Origin of the sequence: Streptomyces sp. BK022 (assembly GCF_004217355.1) — a bacterium.
Taxonomy (GTDB): domain Bacteria; phylum Actinomycetota; class Actinomycetes; order Streptomycetales; family Streptomycetaceae; genus Streptomyces; species Streptomyces griseoluteus.
This window is the reverse complement of the sequence record NZ_SHKU01000008.1, coordinates 244,457-257,546: the sequence shown is the minus strand read 5'-3', so window position 1 is coordinate 257,546 and position 13,090 is coordinate 244,457. Positions and strand designations below refer to the sequence as shown.

Below are 13,090 nucleotides of genomic sequence, written 5' to 3'. Positions count from 1 at the left end.
GGTCACCCGCTCCGGCACGGGGCGGGAGCGCGTCGCAGGGGCGCGGCGGGAGGGCCCTGCGGGGCGGGCGGCTGTGGCCAACGCCACGGCCCCCGCTCCCGCGCCGGGGGCGGCGACGGGCGTCCGATTCGGCCGTAATAAGGTCTCCGCATGCTCAATGCCCTGACGCTGGTGACCGGGATCGCCGCGCTGCTGCTGGCGGCCTGGTGCGGCTGGGCCGCACACCGGGACCAGCCGACCAAGGACTGGCACTTCATCGGCATGGCCGTGGTGTCCCTGCTGGCCGTGGTCCAGCTGGTCGTCGGGATCGTGCTGCTGGCCCGGGGCGAGAAGCCGGACCAGGGCACGACGATCTTCGTGGCGTATCTGCTGGGCGCGCTGGCGTGCGTCCCGGCGGCGGGCTTCATGTCGCTGGCCGAGCGCACGCGCTGGGGCTCGGTGACGGTCGCGGCGGGCGGCGTGGTGCTGGCCGTTCTCGAAGTACGGCTCTTTGACATCTGGGGAGGCTGACATGACGGCGCTGGAGGACAAGCCGGCCCGGCTGATCAGCGGGCCGGGCATGCTGCTGGTCTGGTTCTACGGCGTGATGGTGGTCGGCGCCGTGTCGCGGTCGGTCTACCAGATCGCCACGGAGTTCGACCGGGCACCGCTCGCGTACTCGCTGTCGGCGCTCGCGGGCGTGGTGTACGGGTTCATCACCTACACCCTGGTCCGGGGCGGTGAGGCGGCCCGCCGGGCGGCGGTGGTGTGCTGCGCCGCCGAGCTGGCCGGGGTGCTGGTCGTGGGCACCTGGACACTGGTCGAGCCGTCCGCGTTCCCGGACGCGACCGTGTGGTCGGACTACGGGATGGGGTACGTCTTCATCCCCGTACTGCTGCCCCTGACCGCGCTGTACTGGCTGCGCGCGGCGCGGCGGCGGCAGGCGGCCTGAGACCGCCTGCCCACCGGGCGCGTCAGGCCGTGGCCGCGTAGGCGGCGGCCGGCTTCTCCAGGACGATCATCTCGACACCGTCGGCCCCCAGCGAGCGGCCCACGGCCCGGTAGCCCAGCTTGCGGCAGAGCCGCAGCCCGCTCTCGCTGCGGTGCCCGGTGCGCATCCGGTACGTGGTGGCGCCGCGCTGCTCGGCGAGCGCCTTCTCGGCCGCGCCCAGCAGGCGGGCGCCGATGCCGTGGCCCTGGAGGCGGGGGTGGACGCAGAGCATGCCGATGGCGGCCGCGCCGTCCTCGGTGAGCCGGCCGCGCACCGAGCCGACCACCTCGTCCCCGAGCCGGGCGACGAAGACGCAGTCGGCGGCGACCTCCTCGCGGACCTGGTCCAGGCTCTGCACCAGCGGGTCGATGCGGTAGTTCCCGTAGCGCGCTGCCTCGCTCTGGAAGCAGAGGTACTGGAGCCGGAAGATCTGCTCCGCGTCCGGCTCGGCCGCCGCCGAGATGGTCACGCTCATGCCCATGTGCGCATGCCTCCCGCTCACCTGATCGCTGTTGTCCCCCACCTCTATCCCCGTGCTTCGGCGCTGGCAACCTCCGCCGTCAGCATTCGCCGCAGACATCCCAGACATCTGGAGCGTTCCGGCCCAAGGCTGCCCTGTGAGATGCCCAACTCCCCCGCGATCTCGCGGTAGGTGAGATCGCGCGGGGAGAGCAGGGCCGTCATGATGCGCGGACAGCGGCCGGGCAGCCTGCGGACCGCGTCCCGCACCACCCGGTGCCGGGCCGCGCTGAGGGCGAGCTGCTCGGGGTCCGGCCGGGTGTCGTCGGCGGGCTCGTCGTCGTAGGGCCGTTCCACACCGCGGGTGCGGCGGCTCAGCCGGCCCTCGTCGCGTACGGCGTCGCGGAGCCAGCCGGACGGGTCCGGGGGCGGGCCCTGGCTCTGCAGCCGCTCCAGCAGCCGGAGCCAGACGGCCTGTTCCAGGTCACCGGGCTCGCTCCCGGAGGCATATGCCTCGGCGGACGCCTCCGCGGCGAGGAGCGGGCGCAGGTCGGTCAGCAGGTCATGGGTCATATGCGTCGAGACGCGCCGTCCCGGCAGGCGGGTTTCCGGGACGGCGCGCTGTCACCCGGATCAGCGGGTGCGGGGCGTCGGTGTTGACGCTCCGCCCGGCCTCAGTGGCCCAGGAAGTCGGCGCGGGCCAGCACCCCGGTGTCGGCGTTGTCGGTGAAGACGCCGTCGATCCCGGTCGCGAAGTAGGTGCGGTACGCGCCGAACACGTCCCCGTAGCCGTCCGGGTCGCCGCCCTTGCGGAACTCGGCCGGGAGGAACGGGTTCTCGTTGCGCATGGTGTACGGGTGCACGATCAGACCGACCTTGTGCGCGTCGGCGACCAGCCGGGTCGGCTCGCCCAGGGTGCCGTCGGACTTCTTCGGGATGACCAGGTCCAGGGTGGGACCGATGCCCTGGGCGTACCCCGCGATCTCGCGCAGCCCCTTCGGCGTGACCAGGTCGGCCACCGTACGGGGGTCGCCGGTGGCGACGAAGTCGTACGGGCGGGTGCCCGCGGCGTCGAGGAGGACGACCAGCGGATTGTCGACGATCCGGTTGAGCCGCTGGATGCTGGTCGGCTCGAAGGACTGCAGGACGACCGGCGAGTTCCGGGTGTCCTTGCCGTACTTGCGCAGCAGCTTGGCCACCCGCTGCTCCGGGTCCAGGCCGAGGCGGCGGAAGTAGGTGGGGTGCTTCAGCTCGGGGTAGATCCACACCTGGCGGCCGCGCTCACGGGTGCGGGCGTCCTGCCACTTCAGCACCTCCTCGAAGGTGGGGATCTCCCAGCGGCCGTTGTAGAGGGTGTTGTGCGGGCGGTTGGCCGGGATGCGCTCGACGGCGCGCAGCGTCTTCAGCTCGGCGAGCGTGAAGTCCTCGGTGAACCAGCCGGTGACGGAGACGCCGTCGAGCACCTTGGTGGTCCGGCGGCCGGCGAACTCGGGGTGCGAGGCGACGTCGGTAGTGCCGCCGATCTCGGGCTCGTGACGGCAGACGAGGTGTCCGTCCCTGGTGGGCACCAGGTCACCGGCCTCCACGATGTCGGCACCGAGTTCCAGCGCGAGGTCGTAGGAGCCGAAGGTGTGTTCGGGGCGGTAGCCGCTGGCGCCCCGGTGGCCGATGATCGTCGGCACCGGCAGGCTCTTCAGGCCGCGTCCGCCGGACCCGGCCGTCCGGGTGTCCGCCGCCCGGGCGGCGGAGGGCAGTCCGAGGACCGCGCCGCCCGCGCCGAGGACCGCCGCACCGAGGACCGCGCGCCGTCCGGTCGCGCGCGAGGGCTGGTTGGTCCGGTCGCTTTCCATACGCGTCTCCCGCTGTCGTTACGAAGGTCTTCGTGGGTCTGACCTGTGCTGTGTCTCTTGGGGTGCGCGCCGATCGTAGGGGCGTGGACATGACGGAGGGGAGACCTCGGGGGGAACGCGCGGGTGCGGGCCGATGGCACGCCGGGGTTTTCCGCGGCGGATGAGCCCGTGTCAACAACACGTAAGACCTCGGTGAATCGCGCGGCCCGATGTGCGCTTTTCCCATAGCCGCGAGTAATGTCCTCACCTGCACAGACTCATATCGTCGGCTCGGCATGGAGGACCCGTTGTCCCGCTTCGCGCTCATCAAGGCAGTGCTCGCGCCGGCCATGCGCCTGATGTTCCGCCCCCAGGTGGAGGGCCTTGAGCGCATCCCCGGTGAGGGCCCGGTGATCCTGGCGGGCAACCACCTCACGTTCATCGACTCGATCGTGCTGCCGGTGGTGTCCAAGCGGCAGGTGCAGTTCATCGGCAAGGACGAGTACGTCACCGGCAAGGGGATCAAGGGGCGGGCCATGGCCTGGTTCTTCACCGGCGTCGGCATGATTCCGGTGGACCGGGACGGCGCGAACGGCGGTGTGGCGGCGCTGATGACCGGGCGCCGGGTTCTCGAGGAGGGCAAGGTCTTCGGCATCTATCCCGAGGGGACTCGCTCTCCCGACGGGCGGCTCTACCGGGGGCGTACGGGAATTGCCCGGCTGACGCTCATGACGGGGGCGCCCGTGGTGCCGTTCGCCATGATCGGGACCGACAAGCTTCAGCCCGGCGGGAAGGGGTTCCCCCGGCCGGGGAAGGTCACGGTCCGCTTCGGCGAGCCGATGGAGTTCTCCCGGTACGAGGGCATGGACCGGGACCGGTACGTGCTGCGGGCGGTCACCGATTCCGTGATGGCCGAGGTCATGCGGCTCTCCGGGCAGGAGTACGTGGACATGTACGCCACGAAGGCCAAGGCCGCGTAAGCCTTCGGCGATTCGGCCGTTTTCAGGGTGCGGGTGCTTCGGGGCTTGTCGCGCAGTTCCCCGCGCCCCTGAGCAGGCACAGTCAGGCTGCGTTTTCCAGCCTCTGCCCCTTCAGCAGGAACCACGCCGCCACCGCAGTCATCAGCAGGACCGTTGCTCCCGCTCCCGACGCCAGGTGCAGGCCGTGCACGAAGGACTCCCTGGCCGCTTCCAGCAGGGCCTGTGACGTCGGGGCGGGCATCCCCGCCGATGCTTCCACCGCCGCGCCCAGGGACTCGTGGGCGGACTCCGGGGTGCCCGGCGGGGCCGTGAAGTCGCGGTAGGCCGCCGTGACGATGGAGCCCAGCAGGGCGATTCCCAGGGCCGCGCCCAGTTCGTAGGCCGTTTCCGAGACCGCCGAGGCCGCGCCCGCGCGGTTCTTGTCGACGCCGGAGAGGATCACGTCGGAGGTGACGGTGAAGGAGAAGCCCGCGCCGGTGCCGACGACCAGCAGGGCGGCGCCGAGCAGGGGGTAGCCGGTGGTGGCGTCGAGCGTGGTGAGGACGGCCAGGGAGACGCCGATCGCGGCGAGGCCGCCGGAGACCACCGCGCGTACCGAGAAGCGGCGCGCCGCGCGGCCCGCGATCAGGCCGGCCACCACCGCGCCCACGGCGGCGGGCAGTTCGGCGAGACCCGCCTCGAAGGGGTGCCTGCCCTGGACCAGTTGCAGGAACTGGGACAGGAAGAAGACCAGCCCGGACATCCCGAGCACGGTCAGCAGATCCGCGAGCACCGCCCCGCTGAAGCCCCGGTGCCGGAACAGCCGCATGTCCAGCAGCGGGGCCGGCAGGGTGAGCTGGCGCCGGACGAAGCCGTACAGCGCGGCCGCGCCCAGCAGGCCGGTGGCCAGGGTGAGCGGACCGAAGCCGTGGGTGGCGGCCTCCTTGACCCCGTAGACCAGCGCGAGCATGCCGACCAGGGACAGCAGGACGCTCGCCAGGTCCCACGGGCCCGGGTCCGGGTCGCGGGACTCGGGCAGCGTGCGGATGCCGACCAGGACCAGGACCGCCATCACCGGCAGGTTGATCAGGAAGACCGAGCCCCACCAGAAGTGCTCCAGCAGGAAGCCGCCCACGATCGGGCCGACGGCCGTGCCGGCGGAGGCGGTGGCGCCCCAGATGCCGACGGCGAGGCTGCGCTCGCGCGGGTCGTGGAAGAGGTTGCGGATCAGCGCGAGGGTCGCGGGCATCAGGGTGGCCCCGGCCACGCCGAGCAGGGCCCGCGCCAGGATCATCAGGCCGGGCGTGCTCGCGTAGGCGTTGAGCACCGAGATCGCGCCGAACGCGGCCGCGCCGCACAGCAGGAGGCGCTTGCGGCCCACGCGGTCGCCGAGGCTGCCCATGGAGACGAGCAGTCCGGCGATGACGAACGAGTAGACGTCCCCGATCCACAGCAGCTCGGTGCCGGAGGGGTGCAGGTCCTCGCTGATGTAGGGGGTGGCGAGGCCGAGGACGGTGGCGTCGACGGCGACGAGCAGGACGGCGAGGACCAGCACCGCGAGTGCCAGCCAGCGGCCGGGACGCGGTTCGGTGTCGACGGGTACGGGCTGCCGCAGGGTGCTGGTCATGATTCCGCCCTGCGCAGCGCGCCGCCGAGCAGCAGTTCGGCGACCATCGTGGGGAAGTCGCGGGAGGCCACGCGGCCGTCCACCGCGGCCCAGGCGCACGAGGTGATCAGCCCGTAGAAGGCTTCGGTGAGCCAGCCGGGGGTGAGGTCGATGCGGAGTTCACCGTCGCGCTGACCGCGCTGGAAGAGGGCGCTGATCCGGGTGTCCAGGCCCAGCCAGCCGGTGTTCTGCCCCTCGCCCTCCCAGAGCTGGTTCTCGCCGTAGAGGAAGGCGAGCAGGCCGGCGGCCGGCTGGATCTCGGACACCAGACGGCGTACGGCGTCGGCGACGGGACCCTCGTCGAGACGGGCGCGGTCGAGCGCCCCCTCGCACTCCGCGATGCCGAGCGCCTCCAGCGCGCGGACCAGCGCGTCCCGGCCGGCGAAGTGGCGGTGGAGCGTGGCACGGCTGATCCCGGCGGCGCGCGCGACCTCGTCCATGGTCGCGGTGGACTTGCGGGTCAGCAGGGCGGCGGCGGAGCGCAGCACGTGGTCACGGTCGAGAGCCATGAGACAAGGATACCTCGCGTGAGACACGAGTGTCTCAGCACGGGCATGCGGGTCTCACTGCCAGGGCAGCTCGCCGCGCCGCGTCCAGTAGGTGTGCGGGTCCTCCGCGAGGGTGTCGAGCCGGTCTCGCTGGTCGTCGGTGAGGTCGACGGCGGCGGCGTGGAGGTTGGAGCCGAGCTGGGTGACGGTCGCGGCACCGGACAGGACCACACCGGCCCAGGGGCGGGCGAGGACCAGCGCGAGGGCTACGGCGTCGGTGCCGAGGCCGGTCTCCTCGGCGATGTCCCGCAGGGCCTCCGGCGCGTGCTCCGGGGCGAGCCGGCCGTTGGCCATGCCCTCCTTGACGATCACGGTGAGCCCGGCGTCGTGCGCCTCCGCCAGCGCGGGGCCGGCCGAGGTCTCCAGCGCGTTGTACGTGGACTGCACGGTGCGGAAGAGGGGCGCGCCGTCGACGGTGATCTCCAGGGCGGCCCGGATGGTGTCGGCCTGGGCGGGGCCGCTGGTGGAGAAGCCGATGGTGAGACCGCCCGCTGCCGCCTCCGCGAGGCGGGCGTGCAGGGCGCGGTCGGCGAGGGCGGGGCTGTCGGGGGTGAGGGAGTGGATCTGGTACAGGTCCAGCCGGTCGCCGAGCAGTCCGGCCGTCTCCGCGCGCTGCCGCTCGTACGTGGGCAGGGTGTGGTCCTTGACCTCGTGCCGGTCGGCCTCGGTGGACCAGCCGGCGGTGTAGGTGTAGCCCCACTTGCTGCCGACCACCACGTCGTCGGCCTCCGGGTGGGCCTTCAGCCAGTCCGCGAGGAACTCCTCGCTGCGGCCGTAGGAGCGGGCGGCGTCGACATACCGGACGCCCTGGGCGTAGGCGGCGTCGAGGAGTTCATGGGTGCGGGCGCGTAGCGCTTCGGCGCTCCGGTCGTCTCCGAGGTCTTCGGCTCGGTCCAGGTTGATGTAGCCGGGGCGGCCGACCGCGGCCAGGCCGAGGCCCAGGTGGCAGGTGGGGGTCGTTGCGGAGGAGAGGCGGGTGAAGGGCATCGTGGCTCCGTTCGGTCGGCTCCGGGGGGCGCGCGACCAACGTAACCGGCTGCGGGTGCGTTTGTGCTGGTCGCGCGGTCCCCACCCCTCTACAGGGCGCTTCCCCTGGCCGTGGCCCATGCGTGCTGCTCGGCCAAGTCCCGCTTCACCTCGGCCAGTTGCACCGCCACCGCGCTCGGCGCCGTACCGCCCCTGCCGTTGCGGGACGCCAGCGCGCCCTTGACGTTCAGGACTGTGCGGACCTCCGGGGTGAGGTGGGGGGAGATCTTGGCGAACTGGTCGTCGGTGAGGTCGTCCAGTTCCTTGCCGTCCGCCTCCGCGACCTTGACGCACTCCCCCGCGACCTCGTGGGCGACGCGGAACGGGACGCCCTGGCGGACCAGCCACTCGGCGATGTCGGTGGCCAGGGAGAACCCGGCCGGGGCCAGCTCCTCCATGCGCTCGCGGTGGACGGTGAGGGTGGCGATCATGCCGGTGAAGGCGGGGAGCAGCACTTCGAGCTGGTCGCAGGAGTCGAAGACGGGCTCCTTGTCCTCCTGGAGGTCCCGGTTGTAGGCGAGGGGCAGCGCCTTCAGCGTGGCGAGCAGGCCCGTGAGGTTGCCGATCAGCCGGCCGGACTTGCCGCGCGCCAGCTCCGCGATGTCCGGGTTCTTCTTCTGCGGCATGATCGAGGAGCCGGTGGAGAACGCGTCGTGCAGGGTGACGAAGGAGAACTCCTTCGTGTTCCAGATGATGATCTCCTCCGCGATCCGCGAGAGGTCGATGCCGATCATCGCGGTGATGAACGCGAACTCCGCGGCGAAGTCCCGCGAGGCCGTGCCGTCGATCGAGTTCCCCGCGCTGCCCCGCTCGAAGCCGAGGTCACGGGCGACCGCCTCGGGGTCCAGGCCGAGGGAGGACCCGGCGAGCGCGCCGGAGCCGTACGGCGAGACGGCGGTGCGCTCGTCCCACTGGCGCAGCCGCTCGGCGTCGCGGCCGAGGGCCTGGGCGTGGGCCAGCACATGGTGGGCGAAGAGCACCGGCTGGGCGTGCTGGAGGTGGGTGCGGCCCGGCATCGCCACGTCCGGGTGGGCCTCGGCGAGGCCGACCAGGGCGTCCTGGAGGTCCGCGATCAGGCCGCCGATGATCCGGGCGTGGTCGCGCAGGTACATCCGGAAGAGCGTGGCGACCTGGTCGTTGCGCGAGCGGCCCGCGCGGAGCTTGCCGCCGAGGTCGGGGCCCAGCCGCTCCAGCAGCCCGCGCTCCAGAGCGGTGTGCACGTCCTCGTCGGCGATGGTGCCCACGAACTCGCCCGAGGCCACGTCGGCTTCGAGCTGGTCGAGCCCCGCGAGCATCCGGGTCAGCTCGTCCTCGGTGAGCAGGCCCGCCGTGTGCAGCACGCGCGCGTGCGCGCGGGACCCGGCGATGTCGTAGGGGGCGAGCCGCCAGTCGAAGTGGACGGACGCGGACAGCTTCGCCAGGGCCTCGGCGGGACCGTCGGCGAAACGGCCGCCCCAGAGCCGTACGTCACCGCTGTTGCTGCTCACTGCGTTGCTCCTCGAGCTCGTGGTGTGCCACCGCCTCCCCACCCTGGCAGGCGGAGAGGCGGTCGGCCTACTGCTGAACGACGTTGCCTACGCGAGGTCCCGCTTGGCGGCGATCTTCGACGACAGGCTGTAGATGTCGATGAAGCCCTTGGCCGCGGCCTGGTCGAAGGTGTCGCCGGTGTCGTAGGTGGCGAGGTTGAAGTCGTACAGCGACGACTGGGACCGGCGGCCGGTGACGACGGCGCGGCCGCCGTGCAGGGTCATCCGGACGTCGCCGGAGACGTGCTCGTTGGCCTCGGTGATGAAGCCGTCCAGCGCCCGCTTGAGCGGGGAGAACCACTGGCCGTCGTAGACCAGCTCGCCCCAGCGCTGCTCCACCTGGCGCTTGTAGCGGGCGAGTTCACGCTCGACGGTGACGTTCTCCAGCTCCTGGTGGGCGGTGATCAGGGCGATGGCGCCCGGAGCCTCGTACACCTCGCGGGACTTGATGCCGACGAGGCGGTCCTCGACCATGTCGATCCGGCCGATGCCCTGGGCGCCGGCGCGCTCGTTGAGCTGCTGGATGGCCTGGAGGACGGTGACCGGGCGGCCGTCGACGGCGACCGGTACGCCGCGCTCGAAGGTGACGACGACCTCGTCGGCCTCGCGGACCTCGGCCGGGTTGGAGGTGTACTCGTAGATGTCCTCGATCGGGGCGTTCCAGATGTCCTCCAGGAAGCCCGTCTCGACGGCGCGTCCGAAGACGTTCTGGTCGATGGAGTACGGGGACTTCTTGGTGGTGGCGATCGGGAGGTTCTTCGCCTCGCAGAAGGCGATCGCCTTGTCCCGGGTCATCGCGTAGTCGCGGACCGGGGCGATGCACTTCAGGTCGGGGGCGAGGGCGACGATGCCGGCCTCGAAGCGCACCTGGTCGTTGCCCTTGCCGGTGCAGCCGTGGGCGACCGTGGTCGCGCCGTGCTTCTGCGCGGCGGCGACGAGGTGCTTGACGATCGTCGGCCGGGAGAGGGCGGAGACCAGCGGGTAGCGGTCCATGTACAGGGCGTTCGCCTTGATCGCCGGGAGGCAGTACTCCTCGGCGAACTCGTCCTTGGCGTCGGCCACTTCGGCCTCGACGGCACCGCACGCGAGGGCGCGCTTGCGGATGACGTCCAGGTCCTCGCCGCCCTGGCCGACGTCCACCGCGACGGCGATGACCTCGGCGCCCGTCTCCTCGGCGATCCAGCCGATGGCGACGGAGGTGTCCAGTCCGCCTGAGTAGGCGAGTACGACGCGCTCGGTCACGGGTTCTCTCCTCACGTGCATTCGCTGATATGCATGAGTATGCAGAACTCCGCATGATTCGTCAATCGCGGAGGTGGGGTAGGCAGCGGGCATGGGAAAGACATATGAGCGCATCGACGGCCGGCTCCGGGGCTTCATCGAGGAACAGCCCCTCTTCTTCACGGCGACCGCGCCCCTGGCCGGCGACGGCACGGTGAACCTCTCCCCCAAGGGGCTCAAGGGCTCGTTCGTCGTGCTGGACGAGGTCACGGTGGCCTACCTCGATTTCGCGGGCTCCACCGCGGAGACCGTGGCCCACCTGCGGGAGAACGGCCGGATCACCCTGATGTGGTGCGCCTTCCAGGGCCCGCCGAACATCGTGCGCGTGCACGGCCGGGGCGAGCCGGTCTTCCGCGACGACCCGCGCTTCCCCGGCCTGCTGGCCGCCTTCCCCGACATCGACCCGGCCCCGCACGGGCTGCGGGCGGTCATCGTGGTGCACGCCGACCTCGTCCGCGACTCCTGCGGGTACGCCGTGCCCCGCATGGTCTACGAGGAGGACCGCGATCTGCACGGGCGGCGCTTCGCCCGCGAGGACGACGCCTCGCTGAGCGAGTACTTCACCAGGAAGGAGCACATAGCCACGAGCATCGACGGGCTGCCCGGCCTGCCGTTGCCGCTGCCGCCCTCTACGGTCTGAGCCATGCGCCGCCGCCTGGTCACCGCCCTCGTGTCCGCCTCCTTCTGCGCGCTCGGTCTCGCGCGCGCCGAGCCGCCGGCCGACACGCCGTTGCCCGCGCGCCTCGCGGACACCGGCGGCGGCACCCAGCTCATCACCGCCGAGGCCCCGGACGCCCGCTCCACCACCGGCACCCTCACCTGGTGGGACCTGCGGGACGGACGGTGGACGGCGGCCGGGACGGCGCCCGCGCGGTTCGGCGCCGGCGGCCTGGTGGAGGGCACCTCACGGCAGCAGGGCACCGGCACGACCCCGGCCGGGCTGTACGACCTGCCGTTCGGCTTCGGTATCGAGGCCGCCCCGGCCGGGACGCGCGTCGAGTACCGCCCGGTCGCCGGGACTTCCTGGTGGTGCCAGGACAACGACTCCCGCGCCTACAACCGCTGGACCGACCCCCTCCCCGCCGACTGCCGCGCCTCGGAGTCCGAGCACCTGGTCTCCTACACCACCCAGTACGCCCACGCCCTCGTCATCGGCTTCAACTACCTCCATCCGGTGCGCGGGCGCGGCGCGGGCATCTTCCTGCACGTCAACGGCAAGGCGGCGACAGCCGGTTGCGTCTCCGTACCGCCCGACGCCATGGCGGAGATCCTGCGCTGGACCGACCCGTCCAGGCATCCGCACATCGCCATCGGCACGGAGAGCGGGCCCACCGCGCTCGTCCGCCACTGACCTCGCCGGCTCGGCCGCCGGGACGCTGAACACTCCGCCCGCACCGCACGTATGTGTGGGCCAAGGGTCAAGTCCCCCGGAGGAACCGTGACCACCACGCTCGCAGGCGGACGTGCCGCCCGCCGCCAGACGATGCGCCGCATCCGCCCGCGCCGCTCCCCGGCCGTCCCGCTGCTGCTCGTGGTGTGGGCGGGCGCGGCGGCCGTGCTGTGGCTCTGGTGGCACAACACCCCCTCGATCGCCGACAACGCCGGCCGGGTCCTGAACGCCGGGCGGATCACCGGGCTGCTGGCCGGGTACCTGATGGCGCTGGTCGTGCTGCAGATGGCGCGCGTACCGGCGCTGGAGCGGCGGGTCGGCTCGGACCGGGTGGCCCGCTGGCACGCGATGAGCGGCCGCTACACGCTCAGCCTGGTCCTGGCGCACGTCTTCCTCATCATGTGGGGGTACGCCCTCCAGGCGGGCAGGACGCTCGGCGACATCGTCCAGCAGACCGTCGACTCGGTGAACCAGCTCCCCGACATGGGCAAGGCGGCCATCGGCACCGGCCTGTTCGTGGTGATCGGGCTCTCCTCCGTCGGCGCGGTCCGGCGCAGGCTGCCGTACGACACCTGGTACCACGTGCACCTGCTGACCTACGCGGCGGTGTTCCTGACCTTCTGGCACCAGATCACCACCGGCAACGACTTCGCGGTCGAGCCGATGGCGAAGACGTTCTGGTACGTGCTGTACGGCCTGGTGACCGCGCTGGTGCTGTGGTACCGGGTCATCGTGCCGGTCCGGCTGAACCTGCGGCACCGGATGCGGGTGGAGGCGGTGATCGAGGAATCGCCGGGCATCGTGTCGGTGCTGATCTCCGGGCGGAAGCTGCACCGGATGGGCGCGGAGGCGGGCCAGTTCTTCCGCTGGCGGTTCCTGGCGCCGGGGATGCGGTTCAGCTCGCACCCGTACTCGCTGTCGGCGGCGCCCCGGCCGGGCATGCTGCGGATCACCGTGAAGGCGATCGGCGACCACAGCGCGCGGCTGCGCGAGCTGGAGCCGGGCACCCGCGTGTGGGCGGAGGGCCCCTACGGGGCGCTCACCGCGCAGCGGCGCAGCCGGGGCAAGGTGCTGCTGGTGGCAGGCGGGGTCGGGATCACGCCGATGCGCGCGCTGTTCGAGACGCTGCCGGGCGCCTCCGGTGACATCACCCTGCTGTACCGGGCCAACACCACGCAGGACCTCGCCCTGTGGGACGAGCTGGCCGCGATCGCCGAGGAGCGGGGTGCCCGGCTGATGTACGCGGTGAACAGCCCCGAGGGCGAGCGGCCGGACATCTCGGCGGAGAACCTCCGCCGCAAGATGCCCGACATCGACCGCCACGACGTGTTCATGTGCGGGCCGCCCGGCTTCGCGCAGTCGGTGTACGAGGCACTGCGCGGCGCGGGGGTCCCCGCCCGGCGCATCCATCACGAGTCGTTCGAGATGTGAGCGGA

General features: G+C 72.0%; 14 protein-coding genes. 6 read left to right on the top strand and 8 right to left on the bottom strand.

Annotated features, from left to right (window positions below; translation table 11 throughout):
- Positions 1-150 precede the first annotated feature (150 nt).
- Positions 151-510 carry a hypothetical protein gene (locus EV284_RS30220; RefSeq protein ID WP_031180113.1) on the top strand — a complete coding sequence of 120 codons (360 nt, stop codon included), beginning with the start codon at positions 151-153 and terminating at the stop codon, positions 508-510.
- A gap of 1 nt (position 511) precedes the next feature.
- Positions 512-931: a hypothetical protein gene (locus EV284_RS30215; RefSeq protein ID WP_130339777.1), complete on the top strand. Its 420-nt coding sequence runs from the start codon at positions 512-514 to the stop codon at positions 929-931.
- Positions 932-953: 22 nt separating this feature from the next.
- On the opposite strand, the gene EV284_RS30210 is transcribed toward EV284_RS30215, so the two are convergent.
- From EV284_RS30210 to EV284_RS30200, 3 genes are all read right to left on the bottom strand, one after another.
- Complete coding sequence (locus EV284_RS30210) at positions 954-1,451, bottom strand: GNAT family N-acetyltransferase (RefSeq protein WP_130339775.1); 498 nt, start codon at positions 1,449-1,451, stop codon at positions 954-956.
- Between the two features lie 44 nt (positions 1,452-1,495).
- Entirely contained in the window at positions 1,496-2,002 is a 507-nt protein-coding gene (locus EV284_RS30205; protein ID WP_130339773.1) for a sigma-70 family RNA polymerase sigma factor, read from the bottom strand.
- A gap of 101 nt (positions 2,003-2,103) precedes the next feature.
- The gene (locus EV284_RS30200) at positions 2,104-3,279 is read right to left on the bottom strand and encodes a glycerophosphodiester phosphodiesterase (protein WP_130339771.1); all 1,176 of its coding nucleotides are present in this window, start codon (positions 3,277-3,279) and stop codon (positions 2,104-2,106) included.
- A 209-nt stretch (positions 3,280-3,488) separates the two neighbouring features.
- Here EV284_RS30200 and EV284_RS30195 point away from each other — a divergent pair, with 209 nt between their 5' ends.
- Positions 3,489-4,238, top strand: coding sequence for a lysophospholipid acyltransferase family protein (locus tag EV284_RS30195; RefSeq protein ID WP_130339769.1), 750 nt, complete (start codon positions 3,489-3,491; stop codon positions 4,236-4,238).
- Between the two features lie 82 nt (positions 4,239-4,320).
- Here the strand turns inward: EV284_RS30195 and EV284_RS30190 are convergent, their stop codons facing one another.
- From EV284_RS30190 to EV284_RS30170, 5 genes are all read right to left on the bottom strand, one after another.
- On the bottom strand, positions 4,321-5,844 hold the full coding sequence (locus EV284_RS30190; protein WP_130339766.1) for an MFS transporter: 1,524 nt from the start codon (positions 5,842-5,844) through the stop codon (positions 4,321-4,323).
- Positions 5,841-6,392, bottom strand: a complete 552-nt coding sequence (locus EV284_RS30185; protein WP_130339764.1) for a TetR/AcrR family transcriptional regulator — start codon at positions 6,390-6,392, stop codon at positions 5,841-5,843. Before EV284_RS30185 ends, EV284_RS30190 begins: the two co-directional genes overlap by 4 nt.
- Positions 6,393-6,446: 54 nt before the next feature.
- Positions 6,447-7,418 (bottom strand): aldo/keto reductase, encoded by a 972-nt coding sequence (locus EV284_RS30180; RefSeq protein ID WP_130339762.1) that lies wholly within the window; start codon positions 7,416-7,418, stop codon positions 6,447-6,449.
- Positions 7,419-7,507: 89 nt separating this feature from the next.
- Complete coding sequence (gene argH / locus EV284_RS30175; RefSeq protein ID WP_130339760.1) at positions 7,508-8,944, bottom strand: argininosuccinate lyase; 1,437 nt, start codon at positions 8,942-8,944, stop codon at positions 7,508-7,510.
- A gap of 87 nt (positions 8,945-9,031) precedes the next feature.
- Positions 9,032-10,225: an argininosuccinate synthase gene (locus EV284_RS30170; protein ID WP_207229174.1), complete on the bottom strand. Its 1,194-nt coding sequence runs from the start codon at positions 10,223-10,225 to the stop codon at positions 9,032-9,034.
- A 91-nt stretch (positions 10,226-10,316) separates the two neighbouring features.
- On the opposite strand from EV284_RS30170, the gene EV284_RS30165 reads away from it, so the two are divergent.
- From EV284_RS30165 to EV284_RS30155, 3 genes are all read left to right on the top strand, one after another.
- Complete coding sequence (locus tag EV284_RS30165) at positions 10,317-10,904, top strand: pyridoxamine 5'-phosphate oxidase family protein (RefSeq protein WP_130339756.1); 588 nt, start codon at positions 10,317-10,319, stop codon at positions 10,902-10,904.
- Between the two features lie 3 nt (positions 10,905-10,907).
- Positions 10,908-11,615 carry a L,D-transpeptidase family protein gene (locus tag EV284_RS30160; protein ID WP_130339754.1) on the top strand — a complete coding sequence of 236 codons (708 nt, stop codon included), beginning with the start codon at positions 10,908-10,910 and terminating at the stop codon, positions 11,613-11,615.
- A gap of 87 nt (positions 11,616-11,702) precedes the next feature.
- Complete coding sequence (locus EV284_RS30155) at positions 11,703-13,085, top strand: ferredoxin reductase family protein (RefSeq protein WP_165425681.1); 1,383 nt, start codon at positions 11,703-11,705, stop codon at positions 13,083-13,085.
- Positions 13,086-13,090: the final 5 nt, after the last annotated feature.